The organism is Candidatus Shapirobacteria bacterium, assembly GCA_041659325.1.
GTDB lineage: Bacteria > Patescibacteriota > Microgenomatia > UBA12405 > UBA12405 > JBAZYN01.
On sequence record JBAZYN010000001.1, the window covers coordinates 1 to 16,088 of the forward strand.

Sequence of the window (16,088 nt, forward strand, 5' to 3'; positions counted from 1 at the left end):
CTCAATCGTGTATTGCTCCGGTTGGATATGTCAGCGACCCCACCGATTGTAATGATCTAGATGCGGCAACCCATCCTGGTGCCATAGAAATATGTGACGGAATTGATAATGACTGTGATCAGGAAACAGACGAAGGTTGCAGTTCTGTCTGTGGAAATGCAATTACTGAAGCAGGTGAACAGTGTGATGACGGCAACCTCCAAAACGGTGATGGCTGTTCATCCGCTTGTCAAACTGAATCTCCACAAGTTGAGATCTGCGATGATGGATTCGATAATGATGGTGACGTATCCGTTGATTGTGCCGATTCTGATTGTTCCAATGATCCGATTTGCGCTACCCCGACAAATACTCCGACCCCAACCTCAACCCCGACTCCCGGTCAGTGTAATCCCGGGTGTTTCTCGGTTTGGATTGGTGATCAAGAATGTGATACTGTCTGCAATGTCGAGGTCTGTAATTATGATGGCGGTGACTGTAATGTTGCTCCCACCTCTACTCCAACCACGCAACCGACGTCTACTCCAACCCCGACCAGTACTCCCACCTCTACTCCAACCACGCAACCGACGTCTACTCCAACCCCGACAAACACCCCAACCAGTACTCCCACCGCCACTCCGACTCCTTCCTGTACCCCCACCGTCGATGTCTACGAAAAATCAAGTGATTTCTCCGATTCAAAGGTAATCATTGATTTCAAAGATGGCGATCGTGCTATCACAGTTAGTGCAAAAACCGGTTATTTGATAACCAAAGTTTGGCTAGATGTTGATGGTGATTTTTATTCGGGAAACCACCTATACTCCACCGGGCCTCTAACGAATTTCAATCCCCTGATCGGTGGCGACATCAATAAAGCCAAAGTCGAAGTTACCTCAGACTGTTCTGTCTGCGTTCCAACTTCAGAAACATACGAAAAAACAGCCGATTTTGAAAATGAAAAAGTCTATATAAATTTTTCCGATAGTGATCGGCATATTACCGTCTCTGCCAAATCAGGCTATCAGGTTGACAAGGTTTGGTTGGATGTTGCCAGTGATGGTCACACTGGTTATTATCAATATGCTACCGGGCCATTAAATAACTTCGACCCCAGTCCCGGTAATGATATTGACAAGGTAAAAGTTGAGCTGACTTCTCTCTGTTCGGATGTTACTCCGACTCCGACTTCATGTCATCCGACGGCCACTCCTACCCCCACCTCATGTCGTCCGACAGCCACCCCGACCACAGAACCCACCACCACTCCAACACCGACAAACACTCCGACCGTACAACCAACGTCGACTCCGACCTCAACCCCGGCTTTGACGTCCACGCCTACACCCACCGTTATGCCTACCGGTTCTATCTCCGGCTACAAATTCAACGACCGCAATAGCGACGGCCTTTGGTGGGATGTTGGAGAAGAGCAGCTCGGTGGTTGGACCATTTACCTTGACAAAAATGGCGACGGTTTATTAACCGGCGGTGAAACTTCCACCATTACAGCCGTCGATCTTGATCCGGTAAACGAAAGGAAATATATTTTCACTGGTCTTGTTGAAGGAATATATTCTGTTTGTGAAGTTCCCCAGGAAGGGTGGATCAACACCACTTTCCCTGCCGGCGCCAACTGTATCTCCGTCGGTGTTTTACCCGGGCGCGAAACTACCGATGTAAATTTCGGTAATACTCAGATTGGCACTGTCAATGTTACAAAATATGAAGATTTAAATGCCAACGGTATTAGAGACGATGGTGAACCGACTTTGACAAATTGGACAATAACTCTCGGTACTCAAACCAGTGAAACCAATGCTTCCGGGTCAGTAACTTTTAAAGCAATTTCTGGAAAATATAATTTATCCGAGACCTTACAAGATAATTGGTATCAATCCGCCATCACCTGCGGTGATTCAAATGACAATCTCACTGAAACCGGAAGTTCAAAAGAAGTTACCGTCACCGCCGGGCAGACTCTTAATTGTCAAATTGGTAATGTAAAAATCCAACCAAAGTTAACCATTGCCAAATTTAACAATCGATGGCCAAACAATCAATCCCATGGGAATTTGGTAACCTACACCATTATCATCAATGTCCTGGGAAACGACTTGAAGGATGTTACGGTCATTGATCTACCTCCCTTTGGCTTCAAATACGTTGCCGGAAGCTTTTATGCAATGGCCAATGGTTCAAGCTTTGGTATTGCCGATCCTGCTTATGCCTCTCCGGGTAAGTGGTATTTGGGCGACCTCAAAAAAGGTGATCAGGTAATTTTGACCTACGATACAACTATCAATGATAGTGTTAAGCCGGGGCTTTACAAGGATCTTGCTTATGCCTACGGTTGCATAAAAACAGAAGATTGCCAAATCACTAGCAGCGACAAAGTAACTGCCCAGTCGGTTGATTCGGGCAAACTTGATTCGGGGGTAATGTCGGGAATTTTTGTCGGTACCAAAGTTGCTCTTGCCACCAATCCGGAGGATCCAAGGGGTGTAGACATCGAAAACGAAGTCGGCAGTGTCCTTGGTGCCACTACCGAGTTACCTTCCACCGGTGCCCAAACTTTCTGGCTTTTGATCTCCGCTCTGTTATCTGGAGTCGGATTATCGTTAATATTGTTTGGCAAAAAAATGGCTAAATTCATTACTATTCTCATTCTTGCCCTGGTCGTTTTAAGTCCGCTCTCAGTTCGGGCTGCCCAAAGCGATAATATTTTCGTTCGTCTTGAAGATCCAAAAACTCCCACCGGTGTCAACAGATTTACACTTGATTTTGTGGCCATGGATCAGCTAAACCGAACATTAACCGTCAAATGTTTTGTAATCAAACCCGATGCTTCGGTTATTCAACTAGACAACGACATCAGCCTTCAGGCAGGTGGCAACTCCGGTCAATGCACCATGGAGAATTTTAATCTCTCTGAGGACACCAAGACTTATCAGTTTTACGCCGTTGCCGGCAATGGTGGAGAAGAATACAAAAGCGATACGGTATCGGTTCTGTTCGACTCTTCCTCTCCTGACTCACTCCATGATTTTGGCAAAGAAAAAATAAATAATTGCCAATACAAGATCAAGTTCAAAGCCGCCAACGACAGTCAGACTATCAAAGTTATGATCTATCGTTCTGACAAAACTGAGTTTACCGCCGATAATAGCACCAAGGTCGGTGAAGTTGGTATCAGCCCCGGCCAAGAGGGAAGTTACACAGATATTATCTCAGGGGATTGTAACAAAGATTATTACTACGTTGTCCGCGCTTTCGATGATTCCGGCAATGGTAGCGGTGCTGTCGGAGATTCGGTCACCGTTCATATCGGCTCTGTCCAAGGTACTTCTGCCACCGGCCAGCCAGGTGCCGTTCCCGTCACCGGTGTATATCTTTCAGGAGAAACCACCACCACTACTACCGGCCAGGGAGAATCGTCTCCGGTCGATTCTGATGGCTCTATTTTAGGTGAAAAAGAAGCTACCGAGGAAGCTGCCAAAGCCACCACCCGATGGGCTATAATCTCCGTTGTTGCCGGTCTTCTGATCATTGGCTATGGCCTCAAAAAAAGATCTGAAAAATAAGCTAAATTACCTGCCCATTATTTTTGGGTTAATTTTATTGGCCGTCGGTCTTTTCATTCCGGCTACCATCTATTTTCCTGTGGCCAAGGCAGAAGTTATATATCAGCTAAAATCAAACTCCCAAATTTCATTTCCTTCCGTCGAGCCGGTTGATCGGGATTTTTCCATCGTTATCCCAAAGATTGGCGCCAATACCAAAGTTATCAAAAATATCGACCCCCATAACCCCAAGGAATACCAGTTAGCTCTCACTAGGGGAGTTGCTCATGCTCTAAACTCCGGCCTACCCAACGAGCAAGGGAATACCTTTATTTTCGCCCATTCCGCCGGAAATTGGTATCAGGCCAACCGTTACAACGCCGTTTTTTATCTATTAAACAAACTCGTCGAGGGTGATGAAATTATTGTCTATTATCAGAACAAAGATTACCACTACTTCGTCACCGAAACCAAATTGGTCAACGGTTCGGAGATAAGTTATCTCAGAAACACCTCTTTCGGTCACCAATTAACCCTCATGACTTGCTGGCCACCGGGAACCACCCTAAAAAGGCAAATAGTTATTGCCAATCTCTCGCCCTAAACCCTATTTATAGGTAATTTTAGCGTTTTTGTTCAACTCCGCCAGCCATTTGCTGATAGCCTCATTTCCTGCCTGGCTCGTCAATTCCTCCTTGGCGGTACTCTGCATTTCTTCCTTAGTCGTTCCCTTTGGAAACTGATCCTTATTCTTTTCAATAAAATCATCAATCTGTGCCTGAGTTACTTCAGCATTGGCGTTTGCCATCACTTCTACCATTTTTTGCATTCGGATTTGGTCTTCCAGTTGGGCTCTGGTTATACCCTCAGCTTTCAGCGCCTCGTCCATCGTTTGCCCCATTGCCGTTATTTGAGTTTCAATTTTTTTAATTTCCTCATCTATTGCCTGCTGTTGGATTTGCACCCCTTTCTTTTTTGCCTCACTCCGGACCAGAGTTTCCTGCACCATTCTGTCGAGTACGGCCTTTCCGCCCTGTTTTTCCATTGTTTGGATATAAGCAATTCTGGAAATTGGTTGCCCATTAACTATTGCCACATTCCAATATCGGTAATAACCATATCCTAAAGCGGCCAAAACTAACACCAAAAGTGCCAGGTAAACCGACACCGCTTTATTTATATTTTTTTCAGAAATAGTCACCTTTTCAACAGTTTCTATCTCAGGTTTTTTTATCTTTTTTTTCATTTTTTATTAAAATTTATTGTAACAAGGCAAGTATATCATCTCACCCCTTCAGTTTACCTTCAGAAACGATCACTAAAATCCTATTTAAGCTAATTTAACTCAACTTAGCTTATAAAAGCGCCCGGTTCCACCTGCTGGGCGTTTTTGTTTGCCTGCTCTACATCTCAACACTCGACAAACCAATGTATTATAATGAGTCAGAAACAATATGGCTGCAAATATTGAAGTGTGTCGATGTGATCAGAAATTATGCATTAAAACTTTGGTCGGGCGACGTGAAATAAAACTTGATGATGATGCTTATTACAACGGGCCAAATTTTCGCGATACTTGGACCATGCATCCTGACTGTCCGCTTCGGGTTGCGTCTGCCGATTCTAAACAAATTTCACCTAGAGGTAGGAATTCATCGGGCTAAATATCTACTCTTGTCCTAGTCTCTGGATTGTTGCCACGATATCCCGAAATACCACCCAATCAACAGCAAAAAAAACAATCATAATTTTAACTACCCACCCCTTTTTCCATATCATCATAAATCACTATAGCCCGAATAAAACCCGAATGTCAATACTCAAATTCCGTCTCTAATTTCCACACTTCACGATCACTTCATGAGTTTTTGCATTACCCAATTTTACTTCTGTTGTTTTTCCAAGAAGCGATTGCCCGTCATATATAATATCCGTCATTTCCCCGGGTAAATTGTAGCTTCGTGATAAATTTAAAGCCGACAAATTAATCTCTCCGCCCTTGGTTGCATCCAGTTTAAAGCTCAATCCTGGCATTTTAGCCACATCCTGCCCGCCGGTGGCAATAGCACTTCCCGGTAGTCTTAGCCCCGGAATATTAATAACCTGTTCAGTCAATGGTTCAATTGGCCGACACCCCACATTTTTAATGGTAATTTCCACCGCCTTGCTGTTCAAAAGTCCCGCTACCGCCACAATTCCTGCTGCCGCAATTGTTAGAGCCCCCAATGGCCCTTTGGCAGTTGCCACTATTTTTCCCACTCTTACCACCTTTTCTCCTTTGCTAATTTCAGACACCCCCTCCGCCCCGGCCAACGCCGTCTGAAGCCCGCTAATTCTTTTCACTTCGCCCGCAAGTCCGCGATAATTTCCCAAAAGTAATAACAACATTTTCTTGTACCTCTTTTGTTTTTTCGTCTTTTCCGGAATTTTTTCCAAGCTCAAACTGATTACATCTCCGGCCTTAACCTTTTGTATTTTTTCAATAACTTTAAAAGTGGCCTCCAGCTGTTTGTCTATTACCGGGTTAAATCCTTTAATCAGGGCTGAAATTTTTTGAAATTTATCAAGACTGGTTGTCTCCTCACACAGTAATTCCAATCCTGTCTTAATTTTTTCTTTTTGTTCCGGTGTTAGTTTTTTCATATACCTTGAATATATCAGATTTTCAAATATTCTTCGTCTGGCCGGTGTCAAAGACATTTTATAATCTGGTATCATAAAAGCTCATGATTACCAAATTAGGCAAGCAAAAACTAGAAAAACACATCTTTGATCTGCGCCAAGAGCTAACCCGCACCGTCGAAGAGCGGGCCAAGGCTGCCTACGAGGGCGATCTGAAAGAAAATTCAGCCTATATTTTTCTTGGTGAACGTGCCGAAGTATTACGGTCTCAGATAGTAGAGGCCGAAGGAGACCTGAAAATGTCTATAATCCAAGACATGCCCCTAAACACTGATTCCGTTAACTTCGGTCATAGCGTAACCATCCGCTACGAGTTAGACAAGAGGGAAATCACGATTACTTTGGTCGGCAAAAACGATGCCCGGCTTAAACCGGGTTGGATTTCAGTTGAAAGCCCGGTGGGTTTGGCTCTCAAGGGCAAAAAAATAAATGAACAGGTGACTGTCAACGACCAATTAGTCACCATTCTTCATATTTCTCAGGGGGATTTGTAACCAAAGTCAATTTTGTGTCATACTTTTCCATGTCCGCAATTCTTAAATATGTTTTAGGAAGTTTACTGACAATCGACCTGCTGATTCTCAATTATGGATTCGTCCGCTCGCTTGAAAATCCCAAGGTTATTCCTCTAAAAACCGAAAGTATACCCACTCCCACCCAAATCCAAAAACTCACTCCAACCTTAATCTCACAGCCGGCAAGTACCGCCACCCCCACCAAACCATTACCCAAAAAATTATCCAGTCCAAAGGTTAAAACCGTCGCTTATGTTCCGATTCCTGGTAGTGGCAGCATCCTCAATCCCCAGTGGACCGATATCCCCGGCACCGAGTTTAGTATCAACACCGATGATTACCCAAATCTTACCGATGCCCGGTTTGAGGCCAATATGAAGCTCTTGAACGGAAATGGCAAAGCTTTTCTTCGGCTTTTCGATACCACCGTTGGCATTGAGGTTTGGGGTAGCCAAATCGAAACCGGTAGCCAAAATTTTACCTTTGTAACTTCGGGTGAAATCTATATCCGCCCCGGCAATCATCTTTACAAAATTCAGGCCAAAAGCCTGACCGCCGACACTACCGTATTAAATTCCGCCCGGATTAAGATTGTCTCCGAAAACTAGTATCATTGGTTAATCAAATTGTGTATCAGCAACATCCGTGCTATACTCCCATCTGATTTATTTTAGGCAATAGAATCGTTAAAACTGCCCTCCGCACTCTGATTGTGCATAATAAAATTTAGGGCAATATTAAGATCCCGCCTTATAGGCCACGGATTTTGCCACAATTTATTTTTATTATGTACTACAACAGCAAGTTTTCCCGTCCCTCATATCCCCGTCACGCTAATTTTCGTGGCGGCTTCAAAAGTAGGCCCAGAAGTTTTGCCAACCGTATCGATGTTTCAAAATATATCAGAAAATCCGAAGACTTTATAAAGATAGAAGAAACAGAAACCCAAAACAGTTTCGAGGACTTTGGTTTTAGCGACATCTTATTTCAAAATATCAAAGCCAAAGGTTACATCAAACCTACTCCGATTCAGGATCAGGTTATCCCCCAAATCATCGCTGGTCGCGACATTTTGGGTTTAGCCAACACCGGTACTGGCAAAACCGCCGCTTTTGCTCTGCCTCTAATCGAAAAGATTCTCAAAAACCCTAACAAACGGATGATAATTCTAGCTCCGACTCGCGAATTAGCCATGCAAATTAAGCAGGATATCCGTGATTTTACCCCAGGCTTAAGAGTCTTTTTGGCTCTAGCCATCGGTGGTGCCTACATTCGTGATCAGATTATTGATATTAGACGTGGTCCCCACATTATCATTGGTACCCCCGGCAGAATTAAGGATTTATATGAACGACGGATTATTGATTTTTCCAAAATGGATACCGTAGTTTTGGACGAAGTCGATCGAATGTTGGATATGGGATTTATTGATGATATCCGAATGATTCTGGACAAAATCCCCAAGACCCGTCAAACCCTGTTTTTTTCCGCCACCGTCGATAAAAAAATCGAAAGCTTAATCGATACTTTTCAAAATAATCCTGTCAAAATTTCCGTCAAAACGGAAAACAGCTCTTCCCATGTTGACCAAAATATCGTTCGGGTTGAAAGAAACAAAAAAGAAGATACTCTTTGTCAATTACTCTCCGGCGATGATTTCAAAAAAGTTTTGGTTTTTGGCGCTACCAAAAGAATGGTCGAGAAATTATCTATCACCTTAATCCAAAAAGGTTTCAATGCCGGCGCTATTCATGGTGACAAAGCCCAGCACCAAAGACAGCAGGTCGTTAAGTTATTCAAAGAAAGCCGGATCAAAATTTTAGTCGCTACCGACGTTGCCGCCCGGGGTTTAGATATTGCCGATATCACCCACGTTATCAACTATGATCAGCCAAACACCTACGACGATTACATACACCGCATTGGTCGTACCGGCCGAGGCAACTGCAAAGGCTTTGCCTTAACTTTTGTCGAATAGGTTAAAATTACATTTGTTTTTCAAACCAGTTTAGTTCCCCTCCTTTTTCAAAGCCTGCCCGCCTCTGGAGGGGAGGGGTTAGGGGTGGATTTTAACTCTAAATACCCTGTAGAAATACAGGGTTTTTTCTATCACCATGGTCGCTAGAAGCCAGGCAAATCCGGCCACAAAACCCGCCGCCACATCCGACGGATAGTGAACCCCCAGGTACACCCGGCTCAATCCGACCAGAGACACAATAGAGATTGCTATTGCCAGATATTTCGACAACACATACTGATTTTTTGTGAAACGATAGGAAAAATATGCCAAAGTAAAATAAAAAACAAACGAATTCATGGCGTGGCCTGACGGAAAGCTTGTTGTTTTTTCTTCCACCAGGGGAGACAAGTTGGGTCGGGGCCGGTCAATAAAATGTTTCAGGGTCAAGTTTAGTCCGGCACAAACCAACAGACTCAGCCCGAACAATAGAGCCGGCCTGGTATGTTTTTTATACATTAGATATCCTATGGTCAAAACAGCTATTGTCCCTAACCAATAACCGGACCCCAAAAAGGTAACAAATTTCATCACCTCCGTCAAAATCGGGTTTCGGAAACTATAAACAAACCAGGACATTGTTTCGTCAATATAAATCATGTTTGCCCTAAAGATCCGTTCCGAAAATTCATAAAAAACTCTGATGGATGCCAAAGAAATCACCAAGCCCGCTCCAATCTCCCCCAAAATTACCAAAATGACCCTAATGTTTTTCCACATCACTTAATTCTAATACATCCTATTTTTCTTTTCTCTCTACCTTGATGGTGCATTCGGTCAACAGGGCGGCCAATGTCCCCACCACCGCCAAAATCGGTACCAATACTGCTCCCACCACTCCCAGTGTCAGCGGAAATATCACTACAGTCTTACCATTCTTATCAAGAATCGAAATTTGCCGGACATTTCCTTCGCGGATTATCTCTTTAACTTTTTTTAACAATTCTTCACCCTTGACTTCAAACGTATCATTTTTTTTTGTTTTTTTAATTGCCATTTTATTTATTCCTTAAATATATATGAGTAATGGTTTTAACAATCATCGCTCCACCCAATGCTATCATTATTACCGGGTCAATTTCATTTGTTTGTTTGATAATTCCCATTGCTGTCTGGTAAGCAATACCTATCGTCAACGCCCCGATCATAAACCACATGGCGTTTCTTTCTGCCTTCGCCTCATGTATCGTTTCCCTCTCATCCTTTTTCATCCGGATCATTATGTCAATTAAATCGACCGAGAAAATCAACGCCCAAGTGAAAGTTATTCCTGTTTTCAGTGATTCCGAAACTGGCACTATCTGCAAAAGAAAAATAGGAGCGGCGACCGCCAATATATAAAGCCACCCCTGGAGGCAATTTGGGGTAACCCCCCAGCCGCCGTATTTTCTGATACTAAACCATTTTGGGTTTCCGATCATAATTTTTTAAAAAATAAATAACTCATCAATTTTTGTTTTAAGCGCTATTGCCACATCATGGGCCAACTTCAAAGAGGGAATATATTTCCCCTGTTCTAGAAACACGATAGTTTCCCGCCTTACTCCCACCGCTTCGGCCAATTGTTCCTGAGTTAGGCCGTGTTTGGCTCGCAGTTCTTTAATTTTGGTTTCCATCTAGCTATATGTTAGAACTATCTAACATATTTGTCAAGCACTTCATAATTCCATCATAATTCACCTTCTCAAAATCCGTTGTATCTACTTCAATTAATTCTCCGACGCCCAAAGGTCCCGCTTTTCCGGCCATAAGTACTTTTTCCTGTTCCGAATAGCACAAACGGTCCACATGCCCGGGGTGGCGAAGACCACTTTCTGCCCTTTTTTTAAATCTCTCAAACAATATTTTTCCATCAGCAAAACACAATATTTCAATCACTCTAAATGGATACTTTTTCTGTAAATCCAAAAGCATTTGTCTGTCAATTTCCGGTTTAAAATTACTTTCCAAGACGAGCGATCGTCCTGTCTTCAATAAATTTTCCGTAATTTGGTACAAGATTTTATAACTTACTCCTCCCATTTTTTTTGACCAATCTCTGTCCGAATACCCCAATTCATCAAACAACAATTCCTTAAACATGTCCTTACTAAAATAGGGGATAGAAAATTCTTTTGAAATTTTTCCCGCCAAAGTCGATTTTCCGGTACACGAAAGTCCCGAGACTACAATCATAGTTGGTATGCTCACATTTATCATTATCCCTCAAAGCAGGACTTTAAACCACTCCAATCTCGACTAAGCCAGTCATATTGCACTTTCCAAAAATTAACCTAAGATGTAACCATGTGTGGAATTTTTGGAGTTTATAGTAAAAACCTGGAAGCCTCCAGACTGGTTCATAGCGGTCTGTGGGCCCTTCAACACCGCGGACAAGAGGGTTCAGGCATTGTTTCCTCTGATGGCAGAAAATTACACGTCCATCGGGGTATGGGCTTGGTTGCTTCCGTTTACAACGAGGAAAACCTTCTCAGCTTACCCGGTCCCATTGCCATCGGCCACAATCGCTATTCAACTTCCGGCGGTGCCGGATGTGATCACTTACAGCCGGTAATTAGAGAAGATCGGATACTCGCACTAGCTCATAATGGTAACCTTCCGACTACTGATAAATTAAAATTGTTCTTAACCTCGAAAGGGATCAATACCAACTCCTGAACGACTCGGAACTCATGAGAAAAGCCGTTGGTTATTACCTGGTCAAGGGCATGAGTTTGGAAAAGGCGGTTGAAAAATCATACCCATTATTTACCGGAGTTTTTTCCTGTCTTTTGATGACCGCCGACAAAATCGTTGCCATCCGCGACCGTCATGGAGTCAGACCTCTGTCAATAGGCACCCTGGAAGACGGGAGCACCGTCTTTTCATCAGAGACATGTGGTCTCAACATAATTGGTGCCAAATGGAAACGCGACGTTCTGCCCGGGGAAATGGTTTCAGTTGATCACCATGGCCTCGAATCACAGCAGTTGGTCTCCGGCAAAGAAATGATCGATGTCTTTGAGTTTGTATATTTTTCCCGGCCCGATAGCAATATTGCCGGGAAAAATGTTAATCAAGTCAGAAAAAATTTAGGACGCCAATTGGCTCATGAAGTTTCAGTTAAGGCCGATTTAGTCATCCCCATCCCTGATTCGGCCATCCCCGCCGCCATAGGTTTCTCAGAAATATCAAAAATACCCTTCGACATGGGTATCATCAAAAATCGCTATATCCACCGGACCTTTATACGCCCTGCCCAAAACATTAGGGAAGGCGACATAAAAATTAAACTTAATCCTCTCTCTTCAATAATCAGCGGCAAAAAAATAGCCCTGATGGACGATTCTATCGTCCGGGGGACTACTTCCCGGGAAATTGTTAGCCTGCTTCGCCAAGCCGGGGCCACAGAAGTCCATTTTTTAGTCAGTTCCCCTCCGGTCAAATACCCGGATTTTTATGGTATCGATACCCCGCGCCAGGATCAGCTTATTGCTGCTGTCAAAAATATCAAAGAGACAAAAGAATATATCCGCGCCGATAGTTTAAACTACTTATCATACAAAGGTATGCTAAAAGCCGTTGGTTTACCCGAAAATCACCTCTGCACCTCATGTTTTTCCGGTCAATATCCGATTAGTATTGGTTCTCGTCTAAACGATATTAAAATAATATAATAATCCAAGATGAAAAAAATAATTTTTATTTTAGGCATTAGTTTTATGTTAGTCGGTTGTGGACAGACCCCCATCCCTTCTTCTTCCGGTCTCTCTGGTCCCACCCAACCTCCCAAAGATATTTTTACGACTATCAAAGATGCTGTCCAAAAACAATTAGTTTTAAAATGCGAATATACCGACGAAGATGGTAGTAAAACCCAGACATATATAAAAGGGCAAACCGTCCGAATGATCGGTCAGGGAGACGACAATAAAAAATTAAATGGTCTGATGAAAGACGGTAAATTTTATATCTGGAGTGAAGAAAATATGCAGGGAATGGTCATAGACATTGGCAAAATGGAGGGTGCCTCAATGGGTAAAACTCCTATCAACAGTATTGACGATGTCATTGGTGTCTTAGAGTCCCAAAAAGATAAATGTATTGTCTCTCCCGAAAGTACGGGCCTTCTGGATCTTCCCGCCGATATCAAGTTTACCGATAGCGGCAGTATTTTTGGTGGAACAGAAAACTAGGTTTATCTCGATTAACCCAAAAACCCCCCTTCGATAAACTCAGGGGGGTTTAAGTTTACAAAATCAAAATAGCTTAGTATCTTGAGCTTCCGCCGCGATAACCGCCGCTTCCGCCTCGTGAATCATGACCGCCGCTGGAATAGTTGTCTCTTCGTGGCGCTCTTTCTTCCATTGGTTTGGCTTCGTTAACTTTTACGCTTCGACCATCCAATTCTTTGTCATTCCACATATCGATTGCTGCTTGAGCCTGTTCATCGGTCTCCATTTCTACAAATCCGAATCCCTTGGACCTGCCGGAGAATTTGTCCATGATAATAATTGCGGATACCACGGTTCCCGCTTGAGCAAATGCTGCTCTCAAAGTGTCCTCGGTTGTCTGAAAAGACAGGCCGCCGACATACAATTTTTTTGCCATTTTTGGTTAAAAAAATTAATAAATGTAGCGACCTTCTGATCAAATTTACTTGACTGACATCACTCTACAGTAGGTATTATACCTTATTTAACAAAAAAAATGTCAAGTAGTCGGGGGCTACCGGTTACGACATCGTCCGGGTCATTATCCACAAAACCATGCATCGGGCGAGATAGTAGGCATTTTCCGGTACCGAAGGAATTTTGTTTACAATTCTTTCCCACCATCTATACTTTTTCGGTAGACTTTGTTCCCATACGAGGTATTTATTTTTTATCCTTTCCACAATTTCTTTTGGCTCCATGTCCGAATAATTCAAAATTGACTCTCCCTCAGAAAAAGTCACTCTGCATTGCGGCATTATCATTGAAACTCCCGGAATTAATCTAAAATAATCCCACTCCGATGTCCCCGAAAGATGCGCCATTATTATTTTGGTTTTTCGGTTAGTCATGGCACTTTTAATCAGATATCCGATCCCCGAAAACCACTTTCCCTTTTTCCCGCCACCTCCCGGAAACATCGAAACCATTCCACCGTTTTTGACTATCGAGGCTGCTTTATTAATACTTTCTATATTTTTCAGGTGGGATACTTCCTTCGGAAGACTCTCGCTCGAGTGGATTTTTCGGAAAATTCTCAGCAATAAATTATTTAGCTTGTCTCTGTTGTCGAGCAATCGGTAATTTATATGAACCGGAATCAAGTGGTTATCAATATTGGACAACATCCCCAAAAAATTTGAGCTAATTATAAGAAAGCTGTCTTCTCTCGGTTCCTGTGCTGCTGTCAACACCACCACGTCCGTCATCGCCGGGTGATTTGACACTACAATCACCGGCTCACTCTTAAGAATGGATTTCAGCCGTCTATTTTTATTAAATACTTTCAGTTTTGTGCCTGTTGCCGTCAAAATCTCGCGCATTATCCCCTGATAACCCAACTTTAGTGATTTCTCGTTAAAATCTCTTACTATTTTCCCCACCAAAGGCAAACAGTCCAATTTTTTCACCATTATTATAATCTATCATTCTTTGTTTGCCCCCATCAAAGATATTTTTATAATGTAAAATACATACATATGTCGGTCAATCAGGCTAATTTTAACTATTATCTCCCTGCCGAGTTGATTGCTGCCGCTCCATCAAATCCCCGTGATAGCTGCAGGTTAATCACTCTAAACAGGCATACCGGTTCAATAAATCAGACTTATTTTTATAAATTGATCGATCAATTAACCGAAAATGATGTTTTAGTTCTTAACCAGAGTAAAGTTTTCCCGGCCCGAATTTTTGGCAAAAAAGAAACGGGCGGCCGGATAGAACTATTATTACTGCGATCCCTCAGTGACTTCACCTGGACAGCTATCTCAAAGCCGGGTGCCAGAATCGACACCCAACTTATCTTCCCACGGAATCTAAAAGGCAAAGTAGTTAGCCGGACTGTCAGCACGGGAGAGATAGACATCGAATTTAACCAGAACAAAAATGAATTATTAAAAACATTACACGCAATTGGTCACACCCCCCTTCCTCCATATATTAGCTCAAAAGAGCCAGAAGCCGATCTTCGCCGCAACTACCAGACTGTTTTTGCCACTGATGTCGGTTCTGCGGCTGCTCCCACCGCCGGGCTTCATTTTACCCAAAAGCTTTTAAAAAAAATAAAAAGTAAAGGCATCCAATTGGAATATCTTACTCTCCATGTCGGACTTGGAACTTTTCAACCGCTTAGGCAGGAAAACATTACCAATAAAAAGCTTCATCTCGAGTACTACGAAATTGCCCCGGACGTGTTAGCCCGACTCAATCAGGCCAAGAGTGCCGGCAAAAGAATTATCGCCGTCGGCACAACTTCGGCCAGAGCTTTGGAATCAGCTTCAACTGATCAGGGCGTACTTATCCGCGGAACTTCTGCTACCGATATTTTTATCTTTCCACCATACAAATTTAAATTTGTCGATAGTCTTATTACCAATTTTCATCTCCCGGAATCAAGCCTATTAATGCTAGTTTCTGCTTTTGTGTCATTCCCCAACACGGTTTTTCAATATAACGACTTTTTGACATCATCTATCGGACAGGTATATTTAAAAGCCATCGAGAGTAAGTATCTTTTTTTCAGCTTCGGTGACGCTTGTTGGATTTATTAACGCCCACTTTCCACATAATTGAATTTTTTTACAATCCGTATATCATTAAATTATTATGAAAAAGCGCCAAACTCCCAAAACCAAAAAAATACCTTCCGGTTCTTCCCTGTTACCTGTCCTATCTCAAGAGACAATTCAGTGGCAGAGACAAAATATCCCCCTTCTGGCTGGTTTTGTAATCATTGCCGCCTGTTTCGTTCTGACCCTGACAAAGCTATCGGCCGTCAAGCCCGAGCCAATTGCAGCCAACCCTTCGCCCCCAATCGACACCCAGTCGGTTTCCGACTGTACCCCCTCTCCGGATATCTTTTCCGGTATCGGTGTCAGGTTGGAGCAAGTTGAAAACAAAGTCCGTGTCCAAAAAACAATTCCCGGATCGCCTGCTGAAAAAAACGATATTTTGTCGGGTGATGTTATTTACCGGGTAGACGAAACTCCTGTTGTCGACGTAAACGACGCTGTTGCCAGAATCAGGGGAGAAATTGGCGTTCCTGTAAGAATTATTTTATATCGCAATAACCTCCGTCTGGACAAGACGATTGTCAGGGACAACATTGTCGACGAAGAAAACTTAATCTGCCGGTAGT

19 protein-coding genes are annotated in these 16,088 nt (G+C 43.0%); 10 read left to right on the forward strand and 9 right to left on the reverse strand.

Annotation, left to right across the window (positions count from 1 at the left end):
* Both WC841_00005 and WC841_00010 read left to right on the forward strand, forming a co-directional pair.
* Nucleotides 1-3,566, forward strand: a 3,566-nt coding sequence (locus tag WC841_00005) for a MopE-related protein (GenBank protein MFA5827730.1), incomplete at its 5' end; no start/stop codon positions are given.
* Nucleotides 3,538-4,149 (forward strand): sortase, encoded by a 612-nt coding sequence (locus WC841_00010; GenBank protein MFA5827731.1) that lies wholly within the window; start codon nucleotides 3,538-3,540, stop codon nucleotides 4,147-4,149. The genes WC841_00005 and WC841_00010, both read left to right, overlap by 29 nt.
* Before the next feature lie 3 nt (nucleotides 4,150-4,152).
* Here the strand turns inward: WC841_00010 and WC841_00015 are convergent, their stop codons facing one another.
* Both WC841_00015 and WC841_00020 read right to left on the reverse strand, forming a co-directional pair.
* Nucleotides 4,153-4,791: a SurA N-terminal domain-containing protein gene (locus WC841_00015; protein ID MFA5827732.1), complete on the reverse strand. Its 639-nt coding sequence runs from the start codon at nucleotides 4,789-4,791 to the stop codon at nucleotides 4,153-4,155.
* Between the two features lie 587 nt (nucleotides 4,792-5,378).
* On the reverse strand, nucleotides 5,379-6,188 hold the full coding sequence (locus WC841_00020) for a hypothetical protein (protein MFA5827733.1): 810 nt from the start codon (nucleotides 6,186-6,188) through the stop codon (nucleotides 5,379-5,381).
* A gap of 83 nt (nucleotides 6,189-6,271) precedes the next feature.
* Between WC841_00020 and WC841_00025 the strand changes: the two genes are divergently transcribed.
* The 3 genes from WC841_00025 (at nucleotide 6,272) to WC841_00035 (ending at nucleotide 8,720) form a co-directional block, all read left to right on the forward strand.
* Nucleotides 6,272-6,721: a GreA/GreB family elongation factor gene (locus WC841_00025; protein ID MFA5827734.1), complete on the forward strand. Its 450-nt coding sequence runs from the start codon at nucleotides 6,272-6,274 to the stop codon at nucleotides 6,719-6,721.
* Nucleotides 6,722-6,750: 29 nt separating this feature from the next.
* Complete coding sequence (locus tag WC841_00030) at nucleotides 6,751-7,350, forward strand: hypothetical protein (GenBank protein MFA5827735.1); 600 nt, start codon at nucleotides 6,751-6,753, stop codon at nucleotides 7,348-7,350.
* A gap of 179 nt (nucleotides 7,351-7,529) precedes the next feature.
* The gene (locus WC841_00035) at nucleotides 7,530-8,720 is read left to right on the forward strand and encodes a DEAD/DEAH box helicase (GenBank protein ID MFA5827736.1); all 1,191 of its coding nucleotides are present in this window, start codon (nucleotides 7,530-7,532) and stop codon (nucleotides 8,718-8,720) included.
* A 78-nt stretch (nucleotides 8,721-8,798) separates the two neighbouring features.
* Here the strand turns inward: WC841_00035 and WC841_00040 are convergent, their stop codons facing one another.
* Genes WC841_00040 through WC841_00060 form a run of 5 tightly spaced genes read right to left on the reverse strand, consistent with a single transcriptional unit; the run spans nucleotide 8,799 to nucleotide 10,934 of the window.
* The gene (locus tag WC841_00040) at nucleotides 8,799-9,479 is read right to left on the reverse strand and encodes a phosphatase PAP2 family protein (protein ID MFA5827737.1); all 681 of its coding nucleotides are present in this window, start codon (nucleotides 9,477-9,479) and stop codon (nucleotides 8,799-8,801) included.
* A gap of 19 nt (nucleotides 9,480-9,498) precedes the next feature.
* The gene (locus tag WC841_00045) at nucleotides 9,499-9,756 is read right to left on the reverse strand and encodes a DUF4342 domain-containing protein (protein ID MFA5827738.1); all 258 of its coding nucleotides are present in this window, start codon (nucleotides 9,754-9,756) and stop codon (nucleotides 9,499-9,501) included.
* A 1-nt stretch (nucleotide 9,757) separates the two neighbouring features.
* Complete coding sequence (locus WC841_00050; GenBank protein MFA5827739.1) at nucleotides 9,758-10,180, reverse strand: hypothetical protein; 423 nt, start codon at nucleotides 10,178-10,180, stop codon at nucleotides 9,758-9,760.
* Between the two features lie 6 nt (nucleotides 10,181-10,186).
* Nucleotides 10,187-10,375, reverse strand: coding sequence for a helix-turn-helix transcriptional regulator (locus WC841_00055; GenBank protein ID MFA5827740.1), 189 nt, complete (start codon nucleotides 10,373-10,375; stop codon nucleotides 10,187-10,189).
* 4 nt (nucleotides 10,376-10,379) lie between these two features.
* Nucleotides 10,380-10,934 carry an AAA family ATPase gene (locus tag WC841_00060; GenBank protein ID MFA5827741.1) on the reverse strand — a complete coding sequence of 185 codons (555 nt, stop codon included), beginning with the start codon at nucleotides 10,932-10,934 and terminating at the stop codon, nucleotides 10,380-10,382.
* 111 nt (nucleotides 10,935-11,045) lie between these two features.
* Between WC841_00060 and WC841_00065 the strand changes: the two genes are divergently transcribed.
* The 3 genes from WC841_00065 to WC841_00075 are packed head-to-tail and all read left to right on the forward strand — an operon-like array spanning nucleotide 11,046 to nucleotide 12,934.
* Complete coding sequence (locus WC841_00065) at nucleotides 11,046-11,417, forward strand: hypothetical protein (GenBank protein MFA5827742.1); 372 nt, start codon at nucleotides 11,046-11,048, stop codon at nucleotides 11,415-11,417.
* Nucleotides 11,418-11,431: 14 nt separating this feature from the next.
* Nucleotides 11,432-12,415, forward strand: a complete 984-nt coding sequence (locus WC841_00070) for an amidophosphoribosyltransferase (protein ID MFA5827743.1) — start codon at nucleotides 11,432-11,434, stop codon at nucleotides 12,413-12,415.
* 9 nt (nucleotides 12,416-12,424) lie between these two features.
* Nucleotides 12,425-12,934, forward strand: a complete 510-nt coding sequence (locus tag WC841_00075; protein MFA5827744.1) for a hypothetical protein — start codon at nucleotides 12,425-12,427, stop codon at nucleotides 12,932-12,934.
* 73 nt (nucleotides 12,935-13,007) lie between these two features.
* Here WC841_00075 and WC841_00080 read toward each other — a convergent pair whose 3' ends face one another.
* Nucleotides 13,008-13,349 carry an RNA-binding protein gene (locus WC841_00080; GenBank protein MFA5827745.1) on the reverse strand — a complete coding sequence of 114 codons (342 nt, stop codon included), beginning with the start codon at nucleotides 13,347-13,349 and terminating at the stop codon, nucleotides 13,008-13,010.
* Nucleotides 13,350-13,473: 124 nt separating this feature from the next.
* Nucleotides 13,474-14,364: a hypothetical protein gene (locus WC841_00085; protein ID MFA5827746.1), complete on the reverse strand. Its 891-nt coding sequence runs from the start codon at nucleotides 14,362-14,364 to the stop codon at nucleotides 13,474-13,476.
* Nucleotides 14,365-14,430: 66 nt separating this feature from the next.
* On the opposite strand from WC841_00085, the gene queA reads away from it, so the two are divergent.
* Nucleotides 14,431-15,501, forward strand: coding sequence for a tRNA preQ1(34) S-adenosylmethionine ribosyltransferase-isomerase QueA (queA, locus tag WC841_00090; protein ID MFA5827747.1), 1,071 nt, complete (start codon nucleotides 14,431-14,433; stop codon nucleotides 15,499-15,501).
* Between the two features lie 55 nt (nucleotides 15,502-15,556).
* Entirely contained in the window at nucleotides 15,557-16,087 is a 531-nt protein-coding gene (locus WC841_00095; protein ID MFA5827748.1) for a PDZ domain-containing protein, read from the forward strand.
* The last annotated feature ends 1 nt before the right edge of the window (nucleotide 16,088 follow it).